General features: G+C 59.2%; 24 protein-coding genes. 14 read left to right on the plus strand and 10 right to left on the minus strand.

What is annotated here, in order from left to right:
* The first annotated feature begins 61 nt into the window (after window positions 1-61).
* From FOT55_RS10560 to FOT55_RS10570, 3 genes are all read left to right on the plus strand, one after another.
* On the plus strand, window positions 62-1,312 hold the full coding sequence (locus FOT55_RS10560) for a valine--pyruvate transaminase (RefSeq protein WP_147823455.1): 1,251 nt from the start codon (window positions 62-64) through the stop codon (window positions 1,310-1,312).
* A gap of 73 nt (window positions 1,313-1,385) precedes the next feature.
* Window positions 1,386-1,607 (plus strand): ribbon-helix-helix domain-containing protein, encoded by a 222-nt coding sequence (locus tag FOT55_RS10565; RefSeq protein ID WP_025304767.1) that lies wholly within the window; start codon window positions 1,386-1,388, stop codon window positions 1,605-1,607.
* Window positions 1,607-1,987, plus strand: coding sequence for a type II toxin-antitoxin system VapC family toxin (locus tag FOT55_RS10570; RefSeq protein WP_025304766.1), 381 nt, complete (start codon window positions 1,607-1,609; stop codon window positions 1,985-1,987). The genes FOT55_RS10565 and FOT55_RS10570 overlap by 1 nt, the downstream gene beginning before the upstream one ends.
* Window positions 1,988-1,997: 10 nt before the next feature.
* Here FOT55_RS10570 and FOT55_RS10575 read toward each other — a convergent pair whose 3' ends face one another.
* The 3 genes from FOT55_RS10575 to ibpA all read right to left on the minus strand — a co-directional run bounded on the left by FOT55_RS10575 (window position 1,998) and on the right by ibpA (window position 4,766).
* A complete protein-coding gene (locus FOT55_RS10575) occupies window positions 1,998-3,656 on the minus strand; it encodes a putative transporter (RefSeq protein ID WP_147823456.1) in 1,659 nt (552 codons plus the stop codon).
* Between the two features lie 167 nt (window positions 3,657-3,823).
* Complete coding sequence (gene ibpB, locus FOT55_RS10580; RefSeq protein WP_004933922.1) at window positions 3,824-4,252, minus strand: small heat shock chaperone IbpB; 429 nt, start codon at window positions 4,250-4,252, stop codon at window positions 3,824-3,826.
* 100 nt (window positions 4,253-4,352) lie between these two features.
* Window positions 4,353-4,766, minus strand: coding sequence for a small heat shock chaperone IbpA (ibpA, locus tag FOT55_RS10585; protein ID WP_004933919.1), 414 nt, complete (start codon window positions 4,764-4,766; stop codon window positions 4,353-4,355).
* A 309-nt stretch (window positions 4,767-5,075) separates the two neighbouring features.
* Here ibpA and FOT55_RS10590 point away from each other — a divergent pair, with 309 nt between their 5' ends.
* On the plus strand, window positions 5,076-5,423 hold the full coding sequence (locus tag FOT55_RS10590) for a YceK/YidQ family lipoprotein (RefSeq protein ID WP_016929593.1): 348 nt from the start codon (window positions 5,076-5,078) through the stop codon (window positions 5,421-5,423).
* Between the two features lie 30 nt (window positions 5,424-5,453).
* Here FOT55_RS10590 and FOT55_RS10595 read toward each other — a convergent pair whose 3' ends face one another.
* Window positions 5,454-6,734, minus strand: a complete 1,281-nt coding sequence (locus FOT55_RS10595; RefSeq protein ID WP_147823457.1) for a DUF3748 domain-containing protein — start codon at window positions 6,732-6,734, stop codon at window positions 5,454-5,456.
* 38 nt (window positions 6,735-6,772) lie between these two features.
* The gene (locus tag FOT55_RS10600; RefSeq protein WP_147823458.1) at window positions 6,773-7,174 is read right to left on the minus strand and encodes a hypothetical protein; all 402 of its coding nucleotides are present in this window, start codon (window positions 7,172-7,174) and stop codon (window positions 6,773-6,775) included.
* A gap of 36 nt (window positions 7,175-7,210) precedes the next feature.
* Between FOT55_RS10600 and FOT55_RS10605 the strand changes: the two genes are divergently transcribed.
* Window positions 7,211-8,179, plus strand: a complete 969-nt coding sequence (locus tag FOT55_RS10605; protein ID WP_089181466.1) for a threonine/serine dehydratase — start codon at window positions 7,211-7,213, stop codon at window positions 8,177-8,179.
* On the plus strand, window positions 8,166-9,107 hold the full coding sequence (locus tag FOT55_RS10610) for an ornithine cyclodeaminase family protein (protein WP_025304761.1): 942 nt from the start codon (window positions 8,166-8,168) through the stop codon (window positions 9,105-9,107). Before FOT55_RS10605 ends, FOT55_RS10610 begins: the two co-directional genes overlap by 14 nt.
* A gap of 26 nt (window positions 9,108-9,133) precedes the next feature.
* Here FOT55_RS10610 and yidA read toward each other — a convergent pair whose 3' ends face one another.
* The 5 genes from yidA to dnaA all read right to left on the minus strand — a co-directional run bounded on the left by yidA (window position 9,134) and on the right by dnaA (window position 16,138).
* Window positions 9,134-9,949, minus strand: coding sequence for a sugar-phosphatase (gene yidA / locus FOT55_RS10615; RefSeq protein WP_025304760.1), 816 nt, complete (start codon window positions 9,947-9,949; stop codon window positions 9,134-9,136).
* A 125-nt stretch (window positions 9,950-10,074) separates the two neighbouring features.
* Entirely contained in the window at window positions 10,075-12,489 is a 2,415-nt protein-coding gene (gene gyrB, locus FOT55_RS10620) for a DNA topoisomerase (ATP-hydrolyzing) subunit B (RefSeq protein ID WP_025304759.1), read from the minus strand.
* 18 nt (window positions 12,490-12,507) lie between these two features.
* Entirely contained in the window at window positions 12,508-13,593 is a 1,086-nt protein-coding gene (gene recF, locus FOT55_RS10625) for a DNA replication/repair protein RecF (protein ID WP_025304758.1), read from the minus strand.
* Window positions 13,594-13,638: 45 nt separating this feature from the next.
* Window positions 13,639-14,739: a DNA polymerase III subunit beta gene (gene dnaN, locus FOT55_RS10630; protein WP_004933892.1), complete on the minus strand. Its 1,101-nt coding sequence runs from the start codon at window positions 14,737-14,739 to the stop codon at window positions 13,639-13,641.
* Window positions 14,740-14,743: 4 nt separating this feature from the next.
* Window positions 14,744-16,138, minus strand: a complete 1,395-nt coding sequence (gene dnaA, locus FOT55_RS10635; RefSeq protein ID WP_071826153.1) for a chromosomal replication initiator protein DnaA — start codon at window positions 16,136-16,138, stop codon at window positions 14,744-14,746.
* A gap of 681 nt (window positions 16,139-16,819) precedes the next feature.
* On the opposite strand from dnaA, the gene rpmH reads away from it, so the two are divergent.
* The 8 genes from rpmH (at window position 16,820) to FOT55_RS10675 (ending at window position 23,633) form a co-directional block, all read left to right on the plus strand.
* Window positions 16,820-16,960, plus strand: coding sequence for a 50S ribosomal protein L34 (rpmH, locus tag FOT55_RS10640; protein WP_000831330.1), 141 nt, complete (start codon window positions 16,820-16,822; stop codon window positions 16,958-16,960).
* A 17-nt stretch (window positions 16,961-16,977) separates the two neighbouring features.
* Window positions 16,978-17,337, plus strand: coding sequence for a ribonuclease P protein component (gene rnpA, locus FOT55_RS10645; protein WP_004933883.1), 360 nt, complete (start codon window positions 16,978-16,980; stop codon window positions 17,335-17,337).
* Window positions 17,301-17,558, plus strand: coding sequence for a membrane protein insertion efficiency factor YidD (gene yidD / locus FOT55_RS10650; protein WP_004933881.1), 258 nt, complete (start codon window positions 17,301-17,303; stop codon window positions 17,556-17,558). Before rnpA ends, yidD begins: the two co-directional genes overlap by 37 nt.
* Window positions 17,559-17,560: 2 nt before the next feature.
* Window positions 17,561-19,198: a membrane protein insertase YidC gene (gene yidC, locus FOT55_RS10655; RefSeq protein WP_025304756.1), complete on the plus strand. Its 1,638-nt coding sequence runs from the start codon at window positions 17,561-17,563 to the stop codon at window positions 19,196-19,198.
* A gap of 96 nt (window positions 19,199-19,294) precedes the next feature.
* Window positions 19,295-20,659 (plus strand): tRNA uridine-5-carboxymethylaminomethyl(34) synthesis GTPase MnmE, encoded by a 1,365-nt coding sequence (gene mnmE / locus FOT55_RS10660; protein ID WP_147823459.1) that lies wholly within the window; start codon window positions 19,295-19,297, stop codon window positions 20,657-20,659.
* A 111-nt stretch (window positions 20,660-20,770) separates the two neighbouring features.
* Window positions 20,771-22,084 (plus strand): lysine N(6)-hydroxylase/L-ornithine N(5)-oxygenase family protein, encoded by a 1,314-nt coding sequence (locus FOT55_RS10665; RefSeq protein ID WP_147823460.1) that lies wholly within the window; start codon window positions 20,771-20,773, stop codon window positions 22,082-22,084.
* 95 nt (window positions 22,085-22,179) lie between these two features.
* The gene (locus tag FOT55_RS10670; protein WP_147823461.1) at window positions 22,180-22,905 is read left to right on the plus strand and encodes a 4'-phosphopantetheinyl transferase family protein; all 726 of its coding nucleotides are present in this window, start codon (window positions 22,180-22,182) and stop codon (window positions 22,903-22,905) included.
* 161 nt (window positions 22,906-23,066) lie between these two features.
* On the plus strand, window positions 23,067-23,633 hold the full coding sequence (locus FOT55_RS10675; protein WP_025304752.1) for an NADPH-dependent FMN reductase: 567 nt from the start codon (window positions 23,067-23,069) through the stop codon (window positions 23,631-23,633).
* The last annotated feature ends 14 nt before the right edge of the window (window positions 23,634-23,647 follow it).

A 23,647-nucleotide genomic window follows, 5' to 3' on the forward strand; every position in this document is an offset into this window, starting at 1 on the left:
GCGGGATTTGTCTGGCGGTATGGTGGGTGATTACCTGCTAAGAAACAGTACTGCTGCACCTATGACTTTCTCACTTTTCGGCGAAAAATTTACTCGTTATGCGGGCATTACCCGTTTGATGGACGACCTGAACGAAGGCCTGCGCACCCCCGGTGCCATCATGCTCGGCGGCGGCAATCCGGCGCAGATCCCAGAGATGGAAGCCTACTTCACACAGCTGTGCCAGGAGATGCTCGACCAGGGCAAACTGACCGAGGCGCTGTGCAACTACGACGGCCCGCAAGGCAAGGACGCGCTGCTGAAAGCGCTGGCCAATCTGCTGCGCGACGAGCTCGGCTGGGAGATTTCGCCACAGAATATTGCACTGACTAACGGCAGCCAAAGCGCGTTTTTCTACTTGTTCAACCTGTTCGCCGGCCGCTACGCCGACGGTTCGCGCCGCCGCGTGCTGTTCCCATTGGCGCCGGAATATATCGGCTATGCCGACGCCGGGCTGGACGAAGGGCTGTTCGTCTCCGCCAAACCGAACATCGAGCTGCTGCCGGACGGCCAGTTCAAGTATCACGTCGATTTCGAACATCTCACCATCGGCGATGACATCGGCATGATCTGCGTTTCACGGCCGACCAACCCGACCGGCAACGTGATCACCGACGAAGAGCTGATGAAGCTCGACCTGCTGGCGCAGCAGCGTGATATTCCGCTGGTGATCGACAACGCCTACGGCGTGCCGTTCCCCGGCATCATCTTCAGCGACGCCACGCCGCTGTGGAACCCGAACACCATCCTGTGCATGAGCCTGTCCAAGCTCGGCCTGCCGGGCTCGCGCTGCGGCATCGTGATCGCCGACGAGAAGGTGATCACCGCGCTAACCAACATGAACGGCATCATCAGCCTGTCGCCAGGCAGCATGGGGCCGGCGATGGCGACGGAAATGATCGCGCGCGGCGATCTGCTGCGCCTGTCGAACGAGGTCATTCGCCCGTTCTACAAACAGCGCGTCGAGCACACCATCGAGATTATTCGCCGCTACCTGTCGCCGGAGCGCTGCCTGATCCACAAACCGGAAGGGGCTATCTTCCTCTGGCTGTGGTTCAAGGATCTGCCGATCACCACCGAAGTGCTGTATCAGCGCCTGAAAAAGCGCGGCGTGCTGATGGTGCCGGGCCACTACTTCTTCCCGGGGTTGGAGCACGACTGGCCGCACACCCACCAGTGCATGCGCATGAACTACGTGCCCGATCCGGAGAAAATCGAGCGCGGCGTGGCTATTCTGGCGGAAGAGATCGAGCGCGCACATCAGAAAGGCTAACGCCGACTGATTGAAAATTGACCGACAAAGATATACGATGCATATATCGTATATCTTTTTTGGAGGGCCAACGATGACTCGCATCGTGATCGATTTACCTGAAGAAGACCTGCGGCAGCTCGATAATCTGAAAAATATCCGCCACGTTCCGCGGGCCGAGATCATTCGTCAAGCAGTCTCCCGCTATCTGACGGAGAACCACGTGGAAGATCCCAGCAACGCTTTCGGGCTCTGGTCCGGGGCGATGGGAGATGGCGTGGAGTACGAAAATCGTCAGCGCGAGGAGTGGGAATAATGGTGGCTCAACGGGCGTTATTCGACACCAATATCCTGATCGATTATCTCAACGGCATTCCTCAAGCCAGGGACGTTCTGGTCGAGTATCACATCAATCCGGCCATCAGCGCCATCACCTGGATGGAAGTGATGGTAGGTGCTAAAAAACAGGGTCCGGCACTGGAGCTGAAAACACGTCAGTTTTTAGGGCAATTTCTGCTGCTGCCTATTACCGATGAAGTCGCTGAACGCGCCGTAGAACTGCGCCACTCACAGCATGTGAAACTGCCAGACGCCATTATCTGGGCCACAGCGCAGGTGGGATTCCGGATGCTCATCTCCCGCAACCCCAAAGATTTCGGCACTGACAATGGCGTGTTGATGCCTTATCGGCTGTAGACGATCCGCACTACAACGTCCAGAACAGCACCGCCAGCAGCTGCGGCGACATGATGCGCAGGAACATCGCCAACGGATACACGGTGGCGTAAGACAGCGCGGCGGCGCCGCTGGTGGGATGCAGACCGTTGGCGAAGGCCAGCGCCGGCGGATCGGTCATCGATCCCGCCAGCATGCCGGACAGCGTCAGGTAGTTCATCTTGCCCACCGTGCGTGCCAGAATACCGACGCTCAGCAGCGGAATGGCGGTGATTAACGCGCCATAACCAATCCATGTCAGCCCCTCGCCGTGCAGCAACGTATCGATAAAATTGCCGCCCGATTTCAAACCGACCACCGCCAGAAACAGCACGATGCCCAGTTCGCGCAGCGCCAGGTTGGCGCTCGGCGGCATAAACCAATACAGCTTGCCGATACTGCCGATGCGCCCCAGGATCAGCGCCGCCACCAACGGCCCGCCGGCCAGCCCCAGCCGCAATGCCGCCGGGAAGCCGGGCACGAACAGCGGAATGGAGCCCAGCAGCACCCCGAGACCGATGCCGATAAAGACCGGCAGCATCTGCACCTGCTGCAGTTTTTGTTGGGCGTTGCCGACGATTGCCGTCACCGCGTCGATGGCCTCCGGCCGGCCGACCAGGTTGAGAATGTCGCCGAACTGCAGCGTCACGTTGCTGCCGGCCACCAGCTCCACGCCGGCGCGGTTGAGGCGTGAAATCACCACGTCATACTTCTGCTTCAGGTTCAGCTCGCGGATTTTCTTGCCCAGCACCTGCTCGTTGGTCACCACCGCCCTCACCACCTGCAGCGCGGTGCCGCGCGTCGACAGCGAAGCGTCCACCTCTTCGCCGATCACCAGCCGGGCATTTTCCAGATCTTCCCGTTTGCCCACCAGGTGCAGATAGTCGCCAAGCTCCAGCCGTTCGTGGGGCGCCGGCACCATCAGCAGCTCCCCGCGCTTGAGGCGCGAACAGACGATCGCTTCACCGTTGAGCAGCGGTACGCTTTTGATCGCCATGCCCTGCAGGTTGGGGTTACGCACCGCCACGTTCATGGCGTGCAGCAGCTCGCGCTGATTGCCCAGGCCGTTTTCAAACGCCTGCGCCTCGCGATCGATGTTGATGCGGAAAACCAATCGGATCAGCCACATCACCAGCAAGATGCCGCAAATGCCGAACGGGTAGGCCATGGCGTAGCCCATCCCCATGCCGTCCACCAACGCCGGATCGGAACCGAGATCGGTCAGGATTTGTTGACCGGCGCCCAGCGCCGGGGTGTTGGTGACCGCGCCGGAGAACACGCCGAGGATGATCGGCAGCGGCACGTCGAACAGCTTGTGCACCGCCGCCGCCACGACACCGCCGGTCAGCACCAGCAGCACCGCGAAGGCGTTGAGGCGCAGACCGGAGACGCGCAGCGAAGAGAAGAAACCGGGGCCGACCTGGATGCCGATGGTGTAGACGAACAGGATCAGGCCAAACTCCTGGATAAAGTGCAGCATGTCCCCGTTCAGGCTGATTTGCCCGCTCTGGGCAAAGTGCCCGACCAGGATACCGCCGAACAGCACGCCGCCGATGCCCAGCCCGACGCCGTACAGCTTCCAGTTCCCCATCCACAGCCCAATGACGGCCGCCAGCGCCAACATGCTGACGGTCAGGGCGATATCGCTCATAGGTCACTTCCTTGCCAAAGTTGAATCGGGAATTTGCGGACAAAGACACACAGTTAACAAGGATTATGACATCGGACCGTCGGGGGGACTGTGGCGTGCGCCACATAACGCAACGGGGGAGACCCGTCTGGATCTCCCCCGTATGATGATGACCGTTTTTCAGTCGGTTATTTCGCTTCCAGCTCCGGCGTCGCACCGATGGCGATGCGCTGAGGCTGCAAGGCTTCCGGCACCTGACGCACCAGATCGATGTGCAGCAGGCCGTTTTCAAATTTGGCCTCGGACACCTGCAGATGCTCCGCCAGGGTGAAGGTCAACTGAAACTCTTTGCACACCAGGCCCTGGTGCAGGTATTCGACCTGTTTTTCCGGCGGCGTGGGTTTACCGCTGACGGTCAGCCGCGGCCCTTCCACTTCGATATTCAGTTCGCTCTGCCGGAAACCGGCCAGCGCCAGAGAAATGCGGTAATGATTGTCATCACTTTTCTCGATGTTATACGGCGGGAACCCCTGAGGTTCCTGGCCGCCCATTGAACTGGCCAATTTATCAAAACCAATCCATTGACGCAGAAGCGGGGATAAATCGTAATTACGCATAGGAACAACTCCTTTCATTAAGCGAGATGTGTTTATTCAGCCCCCTGACGGCAGGCTAGGTATTATTTACCGGCAGCGTACCTGCCGGAAAAACAGAAATTTATTTAATTTCGATACGGCGCGGTTTTAATGTTTCCGGCACGATGCGTTGCATGTCGATATACAACAGGCCATTCTCCAGTTTGGCACCTTTAATTTGGATATGTTCGGCCAGCTGGAATTTACGCTCGAAATTACGCTCGGCGATGCCCTGATATAAGTAGGTTTTTTCTGCCGGTTCGTTATTGTGCGCACCGCGAACAATCAGCAGATTATCTTGCGTGGTGATCTCCAGCTCCTGCTCGGCAAACCCGGCTACCGCAATGGCGATGCGATAATGATTTTCGTCCACCAGCTCGACATTATAAGGGGGATAGCCGCCGTTACCCTGACTCTGGCCGGCCTCCAGCGCGTTGAACAGGCGATCGAAACCAATGGCGGAACGGTATAGCGGGGAAAGATCAAAATTACGCATAAAACAGCCTCCTAAGGCACTTCAGCGAGGTTGAAATAAATACGCCTTCCACTCTGGACAGGCTAATTAAGCCAGAATTCCCTTACGGCAAATTCTCAATCCGGCTCTGATGATAAAATGGGGGTTGCTTTCATCAATTCAACAGGCGAGGATCAAAAAAAGCGCATTTCGGTTAGGTGAAAGTTTTTTTACCACTTACACTAAAGTGAGAGAGCCGCCACAGAGCGGGATTTTGCTTCTTTTAAAGCAGCAACAGGATGTTATAAATCAGCTTAATTTAGGGGCACAGCAACCCTGCAGGATGGATTAATGACGACGATGAAAGCGATAGCGACGGGCTGCATGTTGTTGGCGACCAGCGGTTGCTCCAGCGTGATGAGCCATACCGGCCCGAATCAGGGTTACTATCCCGGCACCCGCGCCAGCGTGGACATGCTGAAGGACGACAACACCAGCTGGGCGATGATGCCGCTGGTGGCGCTGGATCTCCCGTTCTCCGCAGTAATGGATACCGTGCTGCTGCCTTACGACTATCTGCGTTCAGGCAATGACGCCACCGCAGACTCGCCAAAAGCGCGCATCCTGCGCAGCGAGCAGCAGAATCTGGCGGCAACCGGCAACCCCGGCGAAGGCAACGACAGCACCGCCACACACTGATCACGCACGCAGCGGGCCATCAGGCCCGCCTTACGCCTCAACCACAAAGATCTGGTTGAATCCGGCAATCTCGCGCATAAACGCCACTTTCTTGCCATCCGGCGAAAACACCACGGCATCTCCCGACGGCGGCTGCAGGCTGCGCTGCGTTAAACGCTGCAGGCGGCCGCTGGCAACCTCACACAGCATCACGCTGTTGTCACACACCAGGGCTATCGCCCCGCCCTGCGGGTGCCAGCTGAACGCCGACTGGATGTCATGCTCGGCGCGGCTGACCTGGCGCGGCTCACCGCCGTTCGGCGACACCGTCCACAGTTGCACCACGCCGCCGTCATCCTTCATCAGAAAAGCTATCTGGCTACCGTCCGGCGAGCTGCGCAGCCAATGGCGCGGCGCGCCGGCGACGCCCGGAAAACGACGATCCCCGGTAAAGGTCACCCGCCGCTGCCTGACGCCCTGCGGCGGCGCCGGCAGCTCGCTTTCCGTCCCCTGCAGCGGCAGAGCACCCGCCCTGGCGTAGTCGGCGTCGTTCTCCGGCAGATCGACGATAAACACCTCCGGCAGCTTCTCACCGGCGGCGGACAGCGTATCGCCGATAAATGCCAGCGCCCAGCGCTGCCGGCGGCCGTCGGCCTTACGGTAACCTTCGCGGCCAATCCAGCCCTCTTCGTAGGCGCGATTGATTTGATCGCTGCCCGGCTGCGGCTGCGGCACGGTCTCGCTGACCAGCACGCAATAGTGGCTGCCGTCATACTCACGGGGATGCTGTTTCGGCGGATTGACCCCGTGCAGCGGCACAGCCACGCCGACGTTGCGCAGATCGCGCGCCGGATCGCATTCATGCATCACGTGATCGTTGTAGGTAAAGCTGAGGCGGCTGCCGTCCGGGCTGAAAACGTGCACATGGCTGCCGCCGCGCAGCGCGCCGGGCGTGTAGGGCGCCGTGATATCCAGCGCGTCGAGGGTAATGGCCAACTCGCGATCCGGTTCGCTGACGATCACCCCGCGGCGGTGATGAAAATCATACTGCCAGGCGCTGTCCGGGTGTTCCGGGCCGTGGATGAAGACGTAACGCGCCGGCGCATCGGGGCTGACCGTGACCACGCCGACGTGTGCGCTGTGCTGGGCGCGATAAACCACTTCCACCGCGCCGCTGGCGACGTTAACCCGCTCGATGCTCAGGCCGGTGAAAGAGGCGCCGCGCGGGCGCACGTCATAAGCCAGCCATTGGCTGTCCGGCGTCCAGACGTTGATATTGGTTAACTGATGCCCGCGTGGGTCGAAAGTCAGTTGTTTTTCCCGATGGCTCATGGCGGCTCTCCTGCGCATGCTGGCACTGAACGGCCATCTTACCGGATCGGCGGCAGCGTTTCATATGGCCGGCGAGAGGCGCTCGGGGGCATTTTGGCGCAATTATTTTTCAGCGTCTTATCATTTAAGCCGCTCGGCGGCGCCGGCAGGAAATAAACGCCCGGGTAGGCGGCCGTATTCCAGGCAGTGAAACTCAGCGGTGCCCATGCCGTATAGGCAGATGCCGCGAGCGCTATTTTTTCATTCTCATTTACTTGATCAAAATAATTCAGCGGCAGCGCCTTTCTTAACGCAAATAAATAAAAAATCGTGTCGCTAAACGACAGGTTAATGATTACTTTCACCGCCAACCCGATGCTCTTCTCCGGCCATTGCCGTTTGCTGGCCGGCTTACCTGCCGGTCGGATGGCAGGGTTTACAATCAATACAAAAAAGTACAATATGGATTTTTAAGTCCAAAATATTCTGGAGCCGGTATGAATCCCCTCTTCGATGCCATTGTTTCTGCCCATCAGCAACTGCGCCCTCAGGTTCGGGTCACGCCATTGGAGCGCAGCGTACTGCTTTCTCAGCAATTGGGCTGCGAGCTGTATTTGAAATGCGATCATCTGCAGCACACCGGCTCCTTTAAATTTCGCGGCGCCAGCAACAAGCTGCGGCTGCTGGATAACGAGCAACGCCGGCGCGGCGTGATCGCCGCCTCAACCGGCAACCACGGCCAAGCGGTCGCCCTGGCGGGGTACCTGATGGGGGTTGGCGTCACAGTTTATGCGCCAGAGACGGCCGCGAGCATCAAGCTCGACACCATTCGTGCACTGGGCGGCACCGTGGAATTGGTGCCGGGCGATGCGCTGAACGCCGAACTGGCGGGGGAACAGGCCGCACGCGAACAGGGAAAAACCTATATCTCGCCGTATAACGACGAGCAGGTGATCGCCGGCCAGGGCACCTGCGGCATGGAGCTGGTTGAACAACTCACCGATCTGGACGCGGTGTTCGTGGCGGTCGGCGGCGGGGGTTATATCGCCGGCATCGGCACCGTTCTGCGGCAACTGTCGCCGAACACGCAGCTTATCGCCTGCTGGCCGGAAAACGCCACCAGCCTGTACAGCGCGTTGGAAGCGGGCCATATCTTCCCGGTGGAAGAGCAAGAAACCCTGTCCGACGGCACCGCCGGCGGCGTCGAGCCGGGCGCCGTGACCTTTCCGCTGTGCCAACAGCTGATCGACCGCAAAGTGCTGGTTAGCGAGGCAGAGATCAAACACGCGATGCGCCGGATCGCCGCCAGCGATCGCTGGATTATCGAAGGCGCGGCCGGCGTGGCGCTGGCGGCGGCGATCAAACTGGCGCCGGAATACCAGGGTAAAAAGGTGGCGGTGGTACTGTGCGGCAAGAACATCGTGCTGGAGAAATACCTCAAGGCCATCGCCGATGCACATCCTTAATCGGCAGCAAATCCTCGCCGCGTTCGACGCCGAGACCATAACGCCGCTGCTGAAGCAGGGTTTTATCGCCTACTCGCAACAGCGAGTGCAACAACCGCCGGTGCAGCATTTCCTGTTCGAGCGTGCCGCCGGCGACTGCTGCATCAAGTCCGCCTGGCTGGAAGGTGACGAACTGTTCGTGGTCAAGATCTCCGCCGGTTTCTATCGCAACGCCGAACACGGCCTGCCGAGCAATCAGGGGCTGGTGATGGCGTTCTCCGCCCAGACCGGCGAACCGCAGGCGCTGCTGCAGGATGAAGGTTGGCTGACCGCGTTGCGCACCGCCCTGGCCGGCCGCATCGCCGCCGAGCTGTGCGCGCCGCCGCATATTCAGGCGATCGGCATGGTCGGCACGGGTCTGCAGGCGCGGCTGCAGCTGCAATGCCTGAAACCGGTGACCGATTGCCGAGACGTATGGGTGTGGGGACGAGACGAACAGGCGCTGGCGGCGTATCGGCGCGATGCCGAAGCCGAGGGTTTTCGGGTGCGGGTTACGCAGAATGCGGCGGAACTGGCAGCGCACTGTCGGCTGATCGTGACCACCACGCCCAGCCGCGAACCGATATTGCAGGCGGCGGATATTCGGCCCGGCACGCACATCACCGCCGTGGGCGCCGACGCGCCCGGCAAACAGGAACTGGCGACCGATTTGGTGGCCAACGCAGACGCGCTGCTGGTCGATGCCCTGACGCAGTGCGCGGACTATGGTGAGATCGCGACGGCTTATCGGCAAAACAGGCTGATTTCAACGCCAATCGTCGAAATGGGCGCCGTCTTGGCGCAGGGAGGGCGGGTACGACGCGAGCCGCAGCACATCACCATCGCCGATCTCACCGGCTTGGCGATTCAGGATCTGCAGATCGCCAAAGGGGTGTTGGCGAAAGTATAAAGGGGCGCCGCAGCGCCCACGCGTTATCAGGCGTTGAGCACGAACTTCTCGATAGCGCGCGCCACGCCGTCCTCTGTATTGGCGCTGGTGACAAACTGCGCCACCGCTTTCAGTTCGGGAATGGCGTTGCCCATCGCTACGCCGACGCCGGCATATTCGATCATCGCCGTATCGTTGGCCTGATCCCCCAGCGTCATGATGTTTTCCCGCGCCACGCCCAAATGCTCGGCCAGCATTCTCACCCCGGCGCCCTTATCGACGTTCTTGTGCAGGATCTCGAGGAAATAAGGCGCGCTTTTCAGGATGGTATAACGCTCGCGCGTTTCCGCCGGGATGCGCGCGATAGCGCGGTCCAACAGCTCCGGCTCGTCGATCATCATCACTTTAGGGAAACGCATCTGGCGATCCATCTCTTCCACGCTGCGGTATTTCAGCGGAATACCGGTCATTTCCGCCTCGTGTATGGTGTACTTGCCGATATCCTTGTTCGGGGTATACAGGGTATCGAAATCAAACGCCTGGTAGTGAACGCCGAACTCGCGCGCCATCTGCTCAAAGTGCAGATAATCCTCAAAGCCCAGCGTTTCTTGCAGAATGCAGGCGCCGTCAACCGCACGCAGCACCAGCGCGCCGTTATAGGTGATACAGAAATCGCCGGGGCCCTGAATGTCCAACTGGCGCAGATAATCCTGCACGCCGACATAAGGCCGCCCGGTGGCCAACACCACGTGCACCCCTTTGCGCCGCGCCGCCGCGATAGCCTGCTTTACCGCCGGCGTGATTTGGTGCTGCGGATCCAGCAACGTGCCGTCCATGTCGATCGCAATCAGTTCAATAGCCATTCAACGCTTCTCCCAGTGGTTTTTTCCCCATGCTAACGCGTTTCAGCCTCGGCTGTCAGCGCCAAAAAAGGCGCAAAAAAATCCGCGCGGGTCGCCCGGCGCGGATTTTCACAGCCATTAACGCATCAGATATCGATGTTCGCCGCTTTCAGGGCGTTTTCTTCGATAAAGGCGCGGCGCGGTTCAACCGCATCGCCCATCAGCGTGGTGAACAGCTGATCGGCAGCGATGGCATCCTTGACGGTCACGCGCAGCATACGGCGGCTTTCAGGATCCATGGTGGTTTCCCACAGCTGCTCCGGGTTCATCTCGCCCAGACCTTTATAACGCTGCACCGACAGGCCGCGGCGCGACTCTTTCACCAGCCACTCCAGCGCCTGCTCGAAGCTGTCTACCGGCTGGCGGCGTTCGCCGCGCTCGATGAACGCGCCCTCTTCGACCAGCCCGCGCAGCTTCTCGCCCAGCTGACAGATCTTGCGGTATTCGCCGCCGTGGATGAAGTCGAAGTCCAGCTTATAGTCGGTATCCACGCCGTGGGTGCGGATGCGCAGCGCCGGCTCGAACATCTGGCGCTCGCGGTTCTCGAAGATAACGAAGTCATAGCTGCTGCCGTGCTGCTCTTTGTCGTTCAGCGCCTGCACCAGCGAAGCAATCCAGGTTTTCACCTTGGCTTCATCGCTGAGATCGCCTTCGTTCAGCGTCGGCTGATAGATCAGGCTGTTCAGCAGCGCGCGCGGGTAGCGGCGCTCCATGCGGCCGATCAGCTTCTGCACGCCATAGTGCTCAGCCACCAGTTTTTCCAGCTGTTCGCCACCCAGCGCCGGTGCGCTGGCATTGGTGTGCAGCGTAGCGCCGTCCATCGCAATAGCGATCTGGTACTGATCCATCGCCTCGTCATCTTTGATGTACTGCTCTTGCTTACCTTTCTTCACCTTGTACAGCGGCGGCTGTGCGATGAACACGTGGCCACGCTCGATGATTTCCGGCATCTGGCGATAGAAGAAGGTCAACAGCAGCGTACGGATGTGCGAACCGTCGACGTCGGCATCGGTCATGATAATGATGCTGTGATAACGCAGCTTGTCCGGGCTGTACTCGTCGCGGCCGATGCCGCAACCCAGCGCGGTGATCAGCGTCGCCACTTCCTGCGAGGAGAGCATTTTGTCGAAACGCGCTTTCTCGACGTTGAGGATTTTCCCCTTCAGCGGCAAGATAGCCTGGTTCTTGCGGTTGCGCCCCTGCTTGGCAGAGCCGCCCGCGGAGTCCCCTTCCACCAGGTACAGTTCGGACAACGCCGGGTCGCGTTCCTGGCAGTCCGCCAGCTTGCCCGGCAGGCCGGCCAGATCCAGTGCGCCTTTGCGGCGGGTCATCTCACGCGCTTTACGCGCCGCTTCGCGCGCGCGCGCCGCGTCGATGATTTTGCCGACCACGATTTTCGCGTCGCCTGGATTCTCCATCAGGTAATCCACCAGCTTCTCGTTCATCAGCGTTTCAACCGCGGTTTTCACCTCGGAAGAGACCAGCTTGTCCTTGGTCTGAGAAGAGAACTTCGGATCCGGCACCTTCACCGAGACCACGGCGATCAGGCCTTCACGTGCGTCATCGCCGGTGGCGCTGACCTTGGCCTTCTTGCTGTAGCCTTCCTTCTCCATGTAGCTGTTCAGCGTACGGGTCATCGCGGTACGGAAACCGACCAGGTGCGTACCGCCGTCGCGCTGCGGGATGTTGTTGGTGAAGCAGTAGATGTTTTCCTGGAAACCGTCGTTCCACTGCAGCGCCACTTCCACGCCGATGTCGTCTTTCACGGTCGAGAAGTAGAACACGTTCGGGTGGATCGGGGTTTTGTTCTTGTTCAGGTACTCGACAAACGCCTTGATGCCGCCTTCGTAATGGAAGTGGTCTTCACGGTCGGTACGCTTGTCCTTCAGGCGGATAGACACGCCGGAGTTGAGGAAGGACAGCTCGCGCAGACGCTTGGCCAGAATGTCATACTCGAACTCGGTCACATTGGTGAAGGTCTGGTGGCTCGGCCAGAAGCGCACCATGGTGCCGGTCTGCTCGGTTTCGCCCACCACGTTCAGCGGCGCCTGCGGCTCGCCGTGGCTGTAAGTTTGTTCGTGCACTTTGCCTTCGCGGCGGATCACCAGCTCCAGTTTCTCCGACAGGGCGTTAACCACCGAGACGCCCACGCCGTGCAGGCCGCCGGAAACTTTATAGGAGTTGTCGTCGAATTTACCGCCGGCGTGCAGCACGGTCATGATGACCTCTGCGGCTGAAACCCCTTCTTCCGGGTGAATGCCGGTCGGAATGCCGCGGCCGTCATCCTGCACCGATACCGAGTTGTCGGCATGGATGGTGACCTGAATGTCACTACAGTGGCCCGCGAGCGCTTCGTCGATAGCGTTGTCCACAACCTCGAATACCATGTGGTGCAGACCGGTGCCGTCATCGGTATCGCCGATATACATGCCCGGGCGCTTGCGCACCGCATCCAGCCCTTTTAATACCTTGATACTTGAGGAGTCATAAGAATTCGACATCAACGTTTCTCGCTCATTTTAGTCCTGTGGTTGAACCTCTATTTTACCCTGTTCCACGCGGAACATCTTGCCCTTTTCACCGGCCATGTCGGTCACTTGTTCAGCGCTGACTGCGCTGACAAAAACCTGGGCCTGGGTGGCTTTCAGGCGATCGGCCAGCAACCGGCGACGGCCGGTGTCCAGCTCGGAGGCAAAATCATCAATCAGATACAGGCAACGCCGCCCGCTCTGCCGGGTGAGAAACTCACCCTGCGCCAAGCGCAACGCGCACATCAGCAGCTTAAGCTGACCGCGCGATAACAAATCCTCTACCGGCGTGCCGTCGGCACGAATGCGAAAGTCCGCTTTATGCGGCCCCACCGCGGTATAGGTCAACGCCCTGTCGCGCTCAAACTGGCGCTCCAGCAGCTCGCCGTAGTCGCTCTCTTTGTCCCAGCCGCGTTGGAAGGAGAAGCTCAGGCCGAATTCAGGCAGAAACTGCGCACAGGTCGCGGTGATATCCGCGGCGATCGCGTCGCTGTATTCCGCCCGCCATTCGCTGATGCGCTCCGCGAGCGGGATCAGTTCCTGATCCCAAGCGCGGATCTGCGCATAGCGACTCACCTGGCGCAGCGCGGCATTGCGCTGCTTCAGTAACCGTTTCAGGTTGCTCCAGGCGGTGAAAAAACCGGGTTCGTTATGAAAACAGCCCCAGTCCAGGAAGGCGCGCCGGAATTTCGGCCCGCCGTTCAGCAGGGTAAAACCTTCGGGGGTGATCAGCTGCATGGGCAGCAGCTGCGCCAGCTCGGCCACCTTGTGGCCGTCGCTGCCATCGATGCGTACTTTGCTGTCACCCTGACGGCTCTTACTCAATCCTACCGACAGCTCGCGCTCCGCACCTTCGATGCGGCCATGCAACACGAACTCCGGTTGGTCGTGGCGAATCACCCGACCAGCCTGCAGGCTGCGAAAGGCGCGGCCGTGGCCGAGCGTATACACCGCTTCCAGCACGCTGGTCTTGCCGCTGCCGTTGGCGCCAACCAGGAAGTTGAATCCCGGCGCTAGCGCCAAATCCGCCGCCTCGATATTGCGGAAGTCTTTAATCAATAAACGCGTCAGAGCCATGCAATCTCTTTACCGATGACGGTGCTGTAATTCAAGGTAACGAGACTACAACCGCATTGGCATGACAACGTAGGCCGCCGCCTGGCTGGCGCCGTCTTCGATCTGCACGCTGGAGACCGAGTCGGTCAACAGCAGGCGCACGTCTTCACACTTGAGCGCGTTCAACACGTCCAGCACGTAGCTGACGTTGAAGCCGATCTCCATCTCCGCGCCGTCGTAGCTGACGTCGAGGATCTCTTCCGCCTCTTCCTGCTCCGGGTTGTTGGCGGTGATCTTCAGCTGGTTCTGGCTGACGTACAGCCGCACGCCGCGGAATTTCTCGTTCGAGAGAATGGCCGCGCGGGCAAACGCCTGCTTGAGCAGATCGCAGCCGGCTTCCAGCGTTTTATCCGGGTTCTTCGGCAAGACGCGACGATAGTCCGGGAAACGGCCGTCAACCAGCTTGGACGTGAAGATGAAATCGCCGACGTGGGCGCGGATGTTGTTGCTGCCGATCTGCAACTGCAGCAGCGAATCGCCGCCGTCCAGCAGGCGCACCAGCTCCATCACCCCTTTACGCGGCACGATCACCGAATGCGACGGCAGCTGCTGGCCGATCGGCATCGAGCACACCGCCAGGCGGTGGCCGTCGGTCGCGACGGTGCGCAGCTCTTCGCCTTCGGTTTCAAACAGCATGCCGTTCAGGTAGTAACGCACGTCCTGATGGGCCATCGAGAACTGGGTAGCTTCGATCAGGCGCTTCAGCGTCGCCTGCGGCAAGGTGAACTCCACCTCGCTCTGCCAGTCGTCCAGGTTCGGAAAGTCCGCCGCGGGCAGCGTAGACAGTGAGAAACGGCTGCGGCCGGACCGCACCAGCATGCGCTCGCTCTCCAGCGTGACGGCGATCTCCGCCCCTTCCGGCAGGCCACGGCAGATATCAAAGAATTTGCGCGCAGGCACGGTGGTCGCGCCCGGCTCATGCGGTTGGGACAGGGCGACGCGCGCCACCATCTCCATCTCCAGATCGGTGCCGGTCAGCAGCAGGGAGCCTTCCGTCACCTGCAACAGCAGGTTGCCCAGGATCGGCAAGGTCGGGCGGCCGCCCAGCGGGCTGCTCACCTGTTGCAGCGGTTTTAGCAGATGCTCACGTTCAACGATAAATTTCATAGCGCTATGAAGATAATGTTCTGATTAAATTGGAGAAATCTTCTTTGATGTCGTGACTTTCCTCACGCAGCTGCTCGATCTTCCGGCAGGCGTGCAACACCGTGGTATGGTCGCGGCCACCAAACGCATCGCCGATTTCCGGCAGACTGTGGTTGGTGAGTTCCTTCGCCAGCGCCATCGCCATCTGGCGCGGGCGGGCAACGGATCGCGAACGCCGCTTGGACAGCAAATCCGCGACTTTAATCTTGTAATACTCCGCCACCGTCTTTTGGATATTGTCGATGGTGACCAGCTTTTCCTGCAGCGCCAGCAGATCGCGCAGCGCTTCGCGCACGAAATCAATGGTGATAGCCCGGCCGGTAAAGTTGGCGTTGGCGATCACGCGGTTCAATGCCCCTTCGAGCTCACGCACGTTGGAACGCAGGCGCTTGGCGATGAAGAACGCCACTTCGCCCGGCAGGCGAATGTCGTTTTCGTCGGCCTTTTTCATCAGGATCGCCACGCGGGTTTCCAGCTCCGGCGGCTCGATCGCCACCGTCAGCCCCCAACCGAAGCGAGACTTCAAGCGATCTTCCACCCCGTTGATCTCTTTAGGGTAGCGATCCGAGGTCAGGATGATCTGCTGATTGCCTTCCAACAGGGCGTTAAAGGTATGGAAGAACTCTTCCTGCGAACGCTCCTTGTTGGCGAAAAATTGGATGTCATCGATAAGTAAGGCGTCGACCGAACGGTAGTAGCGCTTAAACTCTTCGATGGCATTATTTTGCAACGCTTTGACCATGTCCTGCACGAAGCGTTCCGAGTGCATGTAGACCACTTTGGCGTTGGCCTTGCGCGCCATGATGCCGTTGCCGACCGCGTGCAGCAGGTGAGTTTTACCCAGGCCGGTACCGCCATACAGGAACAAAGGGTTGTAGGCGCCGCCCGGATTGTCCGCCACCTGGCGAGCCGCCGCGCGCGCCAGCTGGTTGGACTTACCCTCGACGAAGTTGTCGAAGGTGTGTTTAGGATTGACGTTGGAGCGGTAAGAGAGCTCGGGCTGCGCCGCCGCGTTGTCCCAGCTCGGGCGCAAAGGTGCAGCCGTACGCGCCGCCGGGGCCGCAGGGGCGCTGCTGACGCTGGCGGTCACGGTCTGGCTGATCACCTGCGTGATCGGCTTGCTGCCGACTTCAAAACGCAGCAAAGGCGCGTCCGTGCCGCAGAAATCATTCAGCAGACCATTGATGTTGTTTAAGTACTTATCGCGAACCCAATCCAGCACAAAACGGTTAGGCGCGTACAGCGCCAGGGTGTTGTCACTCAGTTCCGCCTGCAATGGGCGAATCCACATACTAAATTCTGTGGCAGGTAACTCATCCTGCAATCGGGCAAGACACTGCTGCCAAAGCGAAAGTGACACGGCGGACTCCACTCGAACAAGATCAATAAAGAAAAGAAACGGGCAACTTTTTATAACTCATGATTTTTGACACATACCCGGCATCGGCTGTTTGCCTGTGGGGGATGCGAACCGCCTTTCACGGTTTGTGTCCCTCACGATCCCGGCATGAGGGATCGCGATCGGAATGACGGATCATAGCGCAATCCGAGCAAGAGATCCTCCCCTTCCTCACAGATTAGATCCATTTTATCCACAGGCCGCGGCCGGCGGCGATCTTTTCACCGCCAACGCCGAATGACCGCGCAGATCCCGGCCGCTGCGCCGCGTTTTTTACATTGTCAACCGGTTATACCCTGTTATCCACGTCGGATCCTGGGATCGCGCGCAAAGGATCTCACGGGGATCCTTGCGATTTCACCCCGAGTCCGTATAATCTTCGCCCTACGTGTGATACCTGGTTCCTTATGGTGCGTCATTAGCCAGACAGGATTCTGCGGTGACCACGGGCCAAGACCGGATTTTGTTCCGTTATTGGCAGACAACCAGGTAGGCTGGCGCGATGCGAATTGACTCAGGACTGTACAATTATTACAATCCCGCTTCTTTATGTATTGCGATTGAGGCGTCGGTCATCTTCACGCCGAGTAGCCAAACGCGTTTACTGATCAGTAATTATTTTAAGTTTAGGTAGAAATCGCTATGAAACGCACTTTCCAACCGTCCGTATTGAAGCGCAACCGTAGCCACGGTTTCCGTGCTCGTATGGCCACCAAAAATGGTCGTCAAGTTCTGGCCCGCCGTCGTGCGAAAGGCCGTGCTCGTCTGACTGTTTCTAAGTAATAAAGCTAACCCGCTGAGTGGTTAAGCTCGCTTTTCCCAGGGAGTTACGTTTGTTAACTCCCACTCATTTCACTTTCGTCTTCCAGCAGCCACAACGGGCTGGCACGCCGCAAATCACCATCCTCGGCCGCCTGAACCAGCTGGGGCATCCCCGCATCGGTCTTACCGTCGCCAAAAAACACGTCAAACGCGCGCACGAGCGTAATCGGATCAAACGCCTAACCCGCGAAAGCTTCCGCTTGCGTCAGCACGAATTACCGGCGATGGATTTTGTCGTGGTGGCCAAAAAGGGGATAGCGGATTTGGATAACCGCGCGCTGACGGAAGCTTTGGATAAATTATGGCGTCGCCACTGTCGCCAGGCTCCCGCATCCTGATCGGGCTGGTGCGGGCCTATCAGCTCGTCATCAGTCCGCTGCTAGGGCCTCGTTGTCGCTTCCAGCCGACATGCTCTCATTACGCAATTGAGGCATTAAGCAGGTTTGGCATGATAAAAGGCAGTTGGTTAGCATTGAAACGCGTATTAAAATGCCACCCTTTGAACCCAGGTGGCGATGATCCGGTGCCGCCAAAAACCGACGATAACAGAGAACACTAACGATGGATTCGCAACGCAATCTTCTCCTCATCGCTCTGCTGTTCGTGTCTTTCATGATCTGGCAGGCATGGCAAACGGACAATGCTCCGCAGCCGGCCGCACAGACCACGCAACAGACTTCGAACGCAGTAGCCGGTGATGCCGCCAGCCAGGCCGTGCCAGCCAGTGGTCAGGGTAAGCTGATTACCGTGAACACCGACGTGCTGTCACTGACCATCAACACCCGTGGTGGCGATATCGAGCAGGCTAAACTGTTGGCCTACCCGGATACCCTGGGTTCATCGACTCCGTTCCAACTGCTGGAAACCACTCCGTCGTTCGTCTATCAGGCACAAAGCGGCCTGACCGGTAAAAACGGCCCGGACAACCCGGCCAACGGCGAGCGCCCGCTGTATCAGGCGGCGCAGGACAGCTACACCCTGCCGGAAGGCCAGGACGAGCTGCGCATCCCGCTGACCTACACCGATAAAGACGGCGCGATCTACACCAAGACCTTCGTGCTCAAACGCAATCACTATGCGGTCGGCGTGGATTACAGCATCGACAACAAAGGCGCGACGCCGCTGGAGCTGACCCTGTTCGGCCAGCTGAAGCAGACCACCGAATTGCCTAAGCACCGCGACACCGGCAGCAGCAACTTCGCGCTGCACACCTTCCGCGGCGCGGCGTACTCGTCCAGCGAGGACAAGTACCAGAAATACGCGTTCGACAAAGACGAAAACCTGAGCGTCACCACCAAAGACGGTTGGGTCGCCATGCTGCAGCAGTACTTCGCCACCGCGTGGGTACCGGCGACCAAGGGTGACAACACCTTCTACACCGCCAAACCGGGTGACAACCTGTCCACCATCGGCTTCAAATCTACCCCGGTCGTGGTGCAGCCTGGCGCTCAGCAGCAGCTGAACGCGACCCTGTGGGTCGGCCCGGAGCTGCAGGATCAGATGGCCCAGTTGGCGCCGCACCTGGACCTGACCGTGGATTACGGCTGGCTGTGGTTCATCTCCCAGCCGCTGTTCAAACTGCTGAAGTTCATCCACGGCTTTATCGGTAACTGGGGCTTCTCCATCATCATCATCACCTTCATCGTGCGCGGCATCATGTACCCGCTGACCAAGGCGCAGTACACCTCGATGGCGAAAATGCGCATGCTGCAGCCGAAGCTGCAGGCGATGCGCGAGCGCATCGGCGATGACAAACAGCGCATGAGCCAAGAGATGATGGCGCTGTACAAGTCGGAGAAAGTGAACCCGCTCGGCGGCTGCCTGCCGCTGATCATTCAGATGCCGATCTTCCTGGCGCTGTACTACATGCTGATGGGCTCGGTCGAGCTGCGCCACGCGCCGTTCGCCCTATGGATCCATGACCTGTCGGCGCAAGACCCGTACTACATCCTGCCAATCCTGATGGGCGTGACGATGTTCTTCATTCAGAAGATGTCGCCAACCACCGTGACTGACCCGATGCAGCAGAAAATCATGACCTTCATGCCGGTGATCTTCACAGTGTTCTTCCTGTGGTTCCCGTCCGGTCTGGTGCTGTATTACATCGTCAGTAACCTGGTGACCATCCTGCAGCAGCAGCTGATTTACCGTGGTCTGGAAAAACGCGGTCTGCACAGCCGCGACAAGAAAAAAAGCTAAGCGTATTGTAGGGGTTCGGCGCGCCGACCCTTGCAGTCACCCCAAAGGCGGTCATTAGACCGCCTTTTTGCATCTTAATCGTCAGAGAGAACCGTTATGAGCACCACCGATACCATCGTTGCCCAAGCCACCCCGCCGGGACGCGGCGGCGTCGGCATTCTGCGCATTTCCGGAAGCAAGGCCAAAGACGTCGCCCAGGCGTTGCTCGGCAAGCTGCCGAAGCCGCGCTACGCTGACTATCTGCCGTTCCGCGACGCCACGGGCGCCACCCTCGATCAGGGCATCGCGCTGTGGTTCCCGGGGCCGAACTCCTTTACCGGCGAAGACGTGCTGGAACTGCAGGGCCACGGCGGGCCGGTGATCCTCGATCTGTTGCTCAAGCGCGTGCTGGCGCTCCCTGACGTGCGCATCGCACGGCCCGGCGAGTTCTCCGAACGCGCGTTCCTCAACGACAAACTCGATTTGGCGCAGGCCGAAGCGATTGCCGATCTGATCGACGCCAGCTCCGAGCAGGCGGCACGTTCGGCGATGAACTCGCTGCAGGGCGCGTTTTCCACCCGCATCCACCAGCTCGTGGAAGCGCTCACTCACCTGCGAATCTACGTGGAAGCGGCAATCGACTTCCCGGACGAAGAAATCGACTTCCTGTCCGACGGTAAAATCGAGGCGCAGCTCAACGACGTAATGGCGGATCTGGACAACGTGCGCGGCGAAGCGCGCCAGGGCAGCCTGCTGCGCGAAGGGATGAAGGTGGTGATCGCCGGGCGCCCCAACGCAGGTAAATCGAGCCTGCTCAATGCGTTGGCCGGGCGCGAGGCGGCGATCGTGACCGATATCGCCGGCACCACTCGCGACGTCTTGCGCGAACATATCCATATCGACGGCATGCCGCTGCACATCATCGACACCGCCGGCCTGCGCGACGCCAGCGACGAAGTGGAACGCATCGGCATCGAACGTGCGTGGAACGAGATTGAACAGGCCGACCGAGTGCTGTTTATGGTTGACGGCACCACCACCGCCGCCACCGAGCCGGCTGAGATCTGGCCGGAATTTATGGCGCGCCTGCCGGGCACGCTGCCGATCACCGTGGTGCGCAACAAGGCCGACATCACCGGTGAAGCGCTGGGTCTGACAGAAGTGAACAACCACTCACTTATTCGCCTGTCGGCCCGCACCGGCGAAGGCGTCGATGTGCTGCGCGATCATCTTAAACAGAGCATGGGCTTCACCAGCAATATGGAAGGCGGCTTCCTGGCGCGCCGTCGCCACCTGCAGGCGCTGGAGCTGGCGGCACAGCATCTGGTGCAGGGTAAAGAACAGTTAGTGAGCGCTTACGCGGGGGAGCTGCTGGCCGAGGAACTGCGCCAGGCGCAGCTGGCCCTGAGTGAAATCACCGGCGAATTCACCTCCGACGATCTGCTGGGCCGTATCTTCTCCAGCTTCTGTATCGGGAAATAATCGACTGCGAGCGCCGTATCCTACTCGGCGCCCGCATGTTACTTCTCCCGGCGGCATCAAAACTCACCTAAGCTTATCTCATCAATTTTGCTGCGTGAGAGATAAGCTTACATGAACGAACCTTTAGACTTGATCGGCGTGGGATTGGGGCCTTTCAATCTCAGTCTGGCCGCTCTGGCCGCCGAAAGCGGCGCCGTCAATTATACCTTTCTCGATCGTAACGCCAGCTTCCGTTGGCACCCCGGTATGCTGTTGCCCTCAGCTTATATGCAAACCTATGTACTTCAGGATCTGGTTACCGCCGTCAGCCCACGCAGCCAATTTTCATTTATTAATTACTTGGTCGAACAGAAAAAAATTTATCGTTTTTTAATCACCGAGCAGCAAATTATCAGCCGGGAAGAATTCTCCGACTACCTGAGTTGGGCCTGCGAAAGGTTAGACGGGCTACAGTTTTCACAGTCCGTAGAGCGTATTGATTTCGACGATGAAAAAGGTTTGTTCAAGGTATGTACCCACAACCAGACCCTGTGGGCGAAAAATATCTGTCTGGGTACCGGACATGACCCTTGGTTGCCGGAAGCATTTTACCCGGCGCTGGGTGAAAACTGCATGAATGCCGCCGAAATAGCCCTGCGCAATCCAGACTTCAGCGGCAAGCGGGTTATGGTGGTGGGCGGCGGCCAAAGCGGCGCCGATGTTTTTTTGAACGCGTTGCAGGGACACTGGGGCGAGCCGGCACAGCTGGATTGGCTCTCGCGTCGTCCCAATTTTCAGCCGCTGGACGAGTCCCCCTTCACCAACGAATATTTCACTCCTGAATACGTCGACTATTTCTATACGCTGCCGGCCGAGATCCGCGCACGTGAAATCAAAACACAGAAATTGCCGGCAGACGGCATCAGCAATCATACGCTGCGAACCTTGTACCGTGAGCTTTATATGCGTTTTGACGTGATGCGCCAGACACGCAATGTGCGTTTACTGCCCCATCGTACTCTACTGACCGTCGAATCAATGGATGAGGCTTTTCATCTGCGCACGCTTCACGGTCTGGAAAATCGCCGGGAAAGTTTCAGGGCTGATATCGTCATTCTCGCCACCGGCTATCGCGCCTCTCTGCCCGCGTACCTGAAACCCTTGGTGCCGCGCATCCCGCTCGATTCGAAGCAGCATCTACCGCTGCTGCCGAATTTTAATCTTGAATGGCTCGGGCCGGAGCAAAATCGAATTTATGCGGTAAATGCCGGGATACACAGCCACGGCAGCGCAGAAGGCGGGCTGAGCCTGATGGCCTGGCGTTCAGCGCGCATCCTCAATCACTTGCTGGGCAAGCCATACTTTGATTTGGCACCGAACGCATCAATGATCCAATGGTGGAGCGATGCCGCGTCGGACGATACCTCTTCCATCGTTAATAAATAGGATAATCCGCATAGTGTTTTTTGATGATAAATCCTCAACTTAGTCTTAATCTAACACCCCTGCGTTCTTAGCGACCCTCTGTCATGGAGTGAACAATGGCGTGTCATTTTGCCCGATGGACCCCGGCCTCCGCTGTCCTGGATACCCAGAGACTCTCCGACGAAGTGATAGCCGCCACCCGCACCTTTTCCGTTAAGCGCCGCACGCGCTACCTGCAAGGGCGCATTCTGCTCGCCGAAATGATGTTCTACCTGTACGGCTTGCCGACGCTCCCCACTATAGCCACCACGCCGACCGGCCGCCCCTGTTTCGCCGATCATCAGCTGCCCGATTTTAGCCTCGCCTACGCCAGCAACACCGTGGGTGTACTGCTTAGCGACGAGGGCAAGGTCGGACTGGATATCGAAGTGATGCGGGCGCGCGGCACCCGGCAAAGCGCGCTGCAACACGCGCATCAGACACCGGCAGAAAGTGCCTGGATCGGTGCGCAGGACGATCGGCTGGAGGCAGAAACTCAGCTGTGGAGCATCCGGCAAAGCGTGCTGAAAATTTCCGGCCTCGGTAACAGCGGCCAGTCTACGCTGCGTCTGCATCCCTTCTCCGGCCACCTGCGCTCCAGTGCCACGCCGGACGTTCAGGTAATGAGCGACGCCGACGAATACCTGAGCTGGGCCTGCGCCGGCAGCCCTGGGCTGGATCGCCTGCTGTGCTGGCGCTACGAAGAGCGCGGTGGACTGCACAAAGACGGGGAAATCTCACCGCGCAGCCCGGCGGCGTCCTCGCGCTTCGTTAAACTGACGGGCCTGAAGACGCCCGGTTAACGCGGCGCAAAGCGGATAACGCTGTCTTTACCGCGCGAGTCGCTGGATTAAATTGTAAAGACAGCTAAATGTTGAGCAATCGCCTATTCTCGACCCGCGCTTTAGCCTACTATTCGCCCATGTTGTACGCTGAATCTGCTCATTCGAAAGGGAGAATCATCATGTCAGACCAAGCCTTAAAAATCGTCACTCTGCTCGGCAGCCTGCGTAAAGGCTCTTACAACGCCATGGTGGCCCGCGCCCTGCCAGGGCTGGCTCCGCAGGGCGTCACCATTGAAGCGCTACCTTCCATCCGCGATATCCCACTGTACGACGCCGACATGCAACAGGGTGAAGGCTTCCCTGCCGCTGTCGAGGCGATCGCCGAACAGATCCGCCAGGCCGACGGCGTGATCATCGTCACCCCTGAATATAACTATTCCGTGCCCGGCGGGTTGAAGAACGCCATCGACTGGCTGTCTCGCTTGCCGAATCAGCCGCTGGCCGGCAAGCCGGTCGCCATTCAAACCAGCTCGATGGGGCCGATCGGCGGCGCGCGCTGCCAATACCATCTGCGCCAGATCCTGGTATTCCTCGATGCGATGGTAATGAACAAGCCTGAGTTTATGGGCGGCGTGATCCAGAGCAAGGTCGATGAACAGGCCGGTGAACTGAGCGATCAGGGAACGCTGGACTTCCTGACCGGCCAGCTGTCCGCGTTCAGCGATTTTATTCGCCGCGTGGAGTGACCGTCTCGCGGCGC

The sequence above is a fragment of the Serratia bockelmannii genome, assembly GCF_008011855.1.
Classification (GTDB): Bacteria; Pseudomonadota; Gammaproteobacteria; order Enterobacterales; family Enterobacteriaceae; genus Serratia; species Serratia bockelmannii.

Excerpts from the sequence above, each read along its gene's own strand:
- FOT55_RS10665 (WP_147823460.1), top strand. The coding sequence starts at position 20,771 with ATGAACGAACCTTTAGACTTGATCGGCGTGGGATTGGGGCCTTTCAAT.
- FOT55_RS10560 (WP_147823455.1), top strand. The coding sequence starts at position 62 with ATGACTTTCTCACTTTTCGGCGAAAAATTTACTCGTTATGCGGGCATT.
- gyrB (WP_025304759.1), bottom strand. The coding sequence starts at position 12,489 with ATGTCGAATTCTTATGACTCCTCAAGTATCAAGGTATTAAAAGGGCTG.
- FOT55_RS10575 (WP_147823456.1), bottom strand. The coding sequence starts at position 3,656 with ATGAGCGATATCGCCCTGACCGTCAGCATGTTGGCGCTGGCGGCCGTC.
- yidA (WP_025304760.1), bottom strand. The coding sequence starts at position 9,949 with ATGGCTATTGAACTGATTGCGATCGACATGGACGGCACGTTGCTGGAT.
- recF (WP_025304758.1), bottom strand. The coding sequence starts at position 13,593 with ATGGCTCTGACGCGTTTATTGATTAAAGACTTCCGCAATATCGAGGCG.
- rpmH (WP_000831330.1), top strand. The coding sequence starts at position 16,820 with ATGAAACGCACTTTCCAACCGTCCGTATTGAAGCGCAACCGTAGCCAC.
- FOT55_RS10675 (WP_025304752.1), top strand. The coding sequence starts at position 23,067 with ATGTCAGACCAAGCCTTAAAAATCGTCACTCTGCTCGGCAGCCTGCGT.
- mnmE (WP_147823459.1), top strand. The coding sequence starts at position 19,295 with ATGAGCACCACCGATACCATCGTTGCCCAAGCCACCCCGCCGGGACGC.
- FOT55_RS10565 (WP_025304767.1), top strand. The coding sequence starts at position 1,386 with ATGACTCGCATCGTGATCGATTTACCTGAAGAAGACCTGCGGCAGCTC.
- FOT55_RS10605 (WP_089181466.1), top strand. The coding sequence starts at position 7,211 with ATGAATCCCCTCTTCGATGCCATTGTTTCTGCCCATCAGCAACTGCGC.
- FOT55_RS10670 (WP_147823461.1), top strand. The coding sequence starts at position 22,180 with ATGGCGTGTCATTTTGCCCGATGGACCCCGGCCTCCGCTGTCCTGGAT.
- yidC (WP_025304756.1), top strand. The coding sequence starts at position 17,561 with ATGGATTCGCAACGCAATCTTCTCCTCATCGCTCTGCTGTTCGTGTCT.
- ibpB (WP_004933922.1), bottom strand. The coding sequence starts at position 4,252 with ATGCGTAATTACGATTTATCCCCGCTTCTGCGTCAATGGATTGGTTTT.
- FOT55_RS10610 (WP_025304761.1), top strand. The coding sequence starts at position 8,166 with ATGCACATCCTTAATCGGCAGCAAATCCTCGCCGCGTTCGACGCCGAG.
- FOT55_RS10570 (WP_025304766.1), top strand. The coding sequence starts at position 1,607 with ATGGTGGCTCAACGGGCGTTATTCGACACCAATATCCTGATCGATTAT.
- ibpA (WP_004933919.1), bottom strand. The coding sequence starts at position 4,766 with ATGCGTAATTTTGATCTTTCCCCGCTATACCGTTCCGCCATTGGTTTC.
- FOT55_RS10590 (WP_016929593.1), top strand. The coding sequence starts at position 5,076 with ATGACGACGATGAAAGCGATAGCGACGGGCTGCATGTTGTTGGCGACC.
- dnaN (WP_004933892.1), bottom strand. The coding sequence starts at position 14,739 with ATGAAATTTATCGTTGAACGTGAGCATCTGCTAAAACCGCTGCAACAG.
- yidD (WP_004933881.1), top strand. The coding sequence starts at position 17,301 with ATGGCGTCGCCACTGTCGCCAGGCTCCCGCATCCTGATCGGGCTGGTG.
- FOT55_RS10595 (WP_147823457.1), bottom strand. The coding sequence starts at position 6,734 with ATGAGCCATCGGGAAAAACAACTGACTTTCGACCCACGCGGGCATCAG.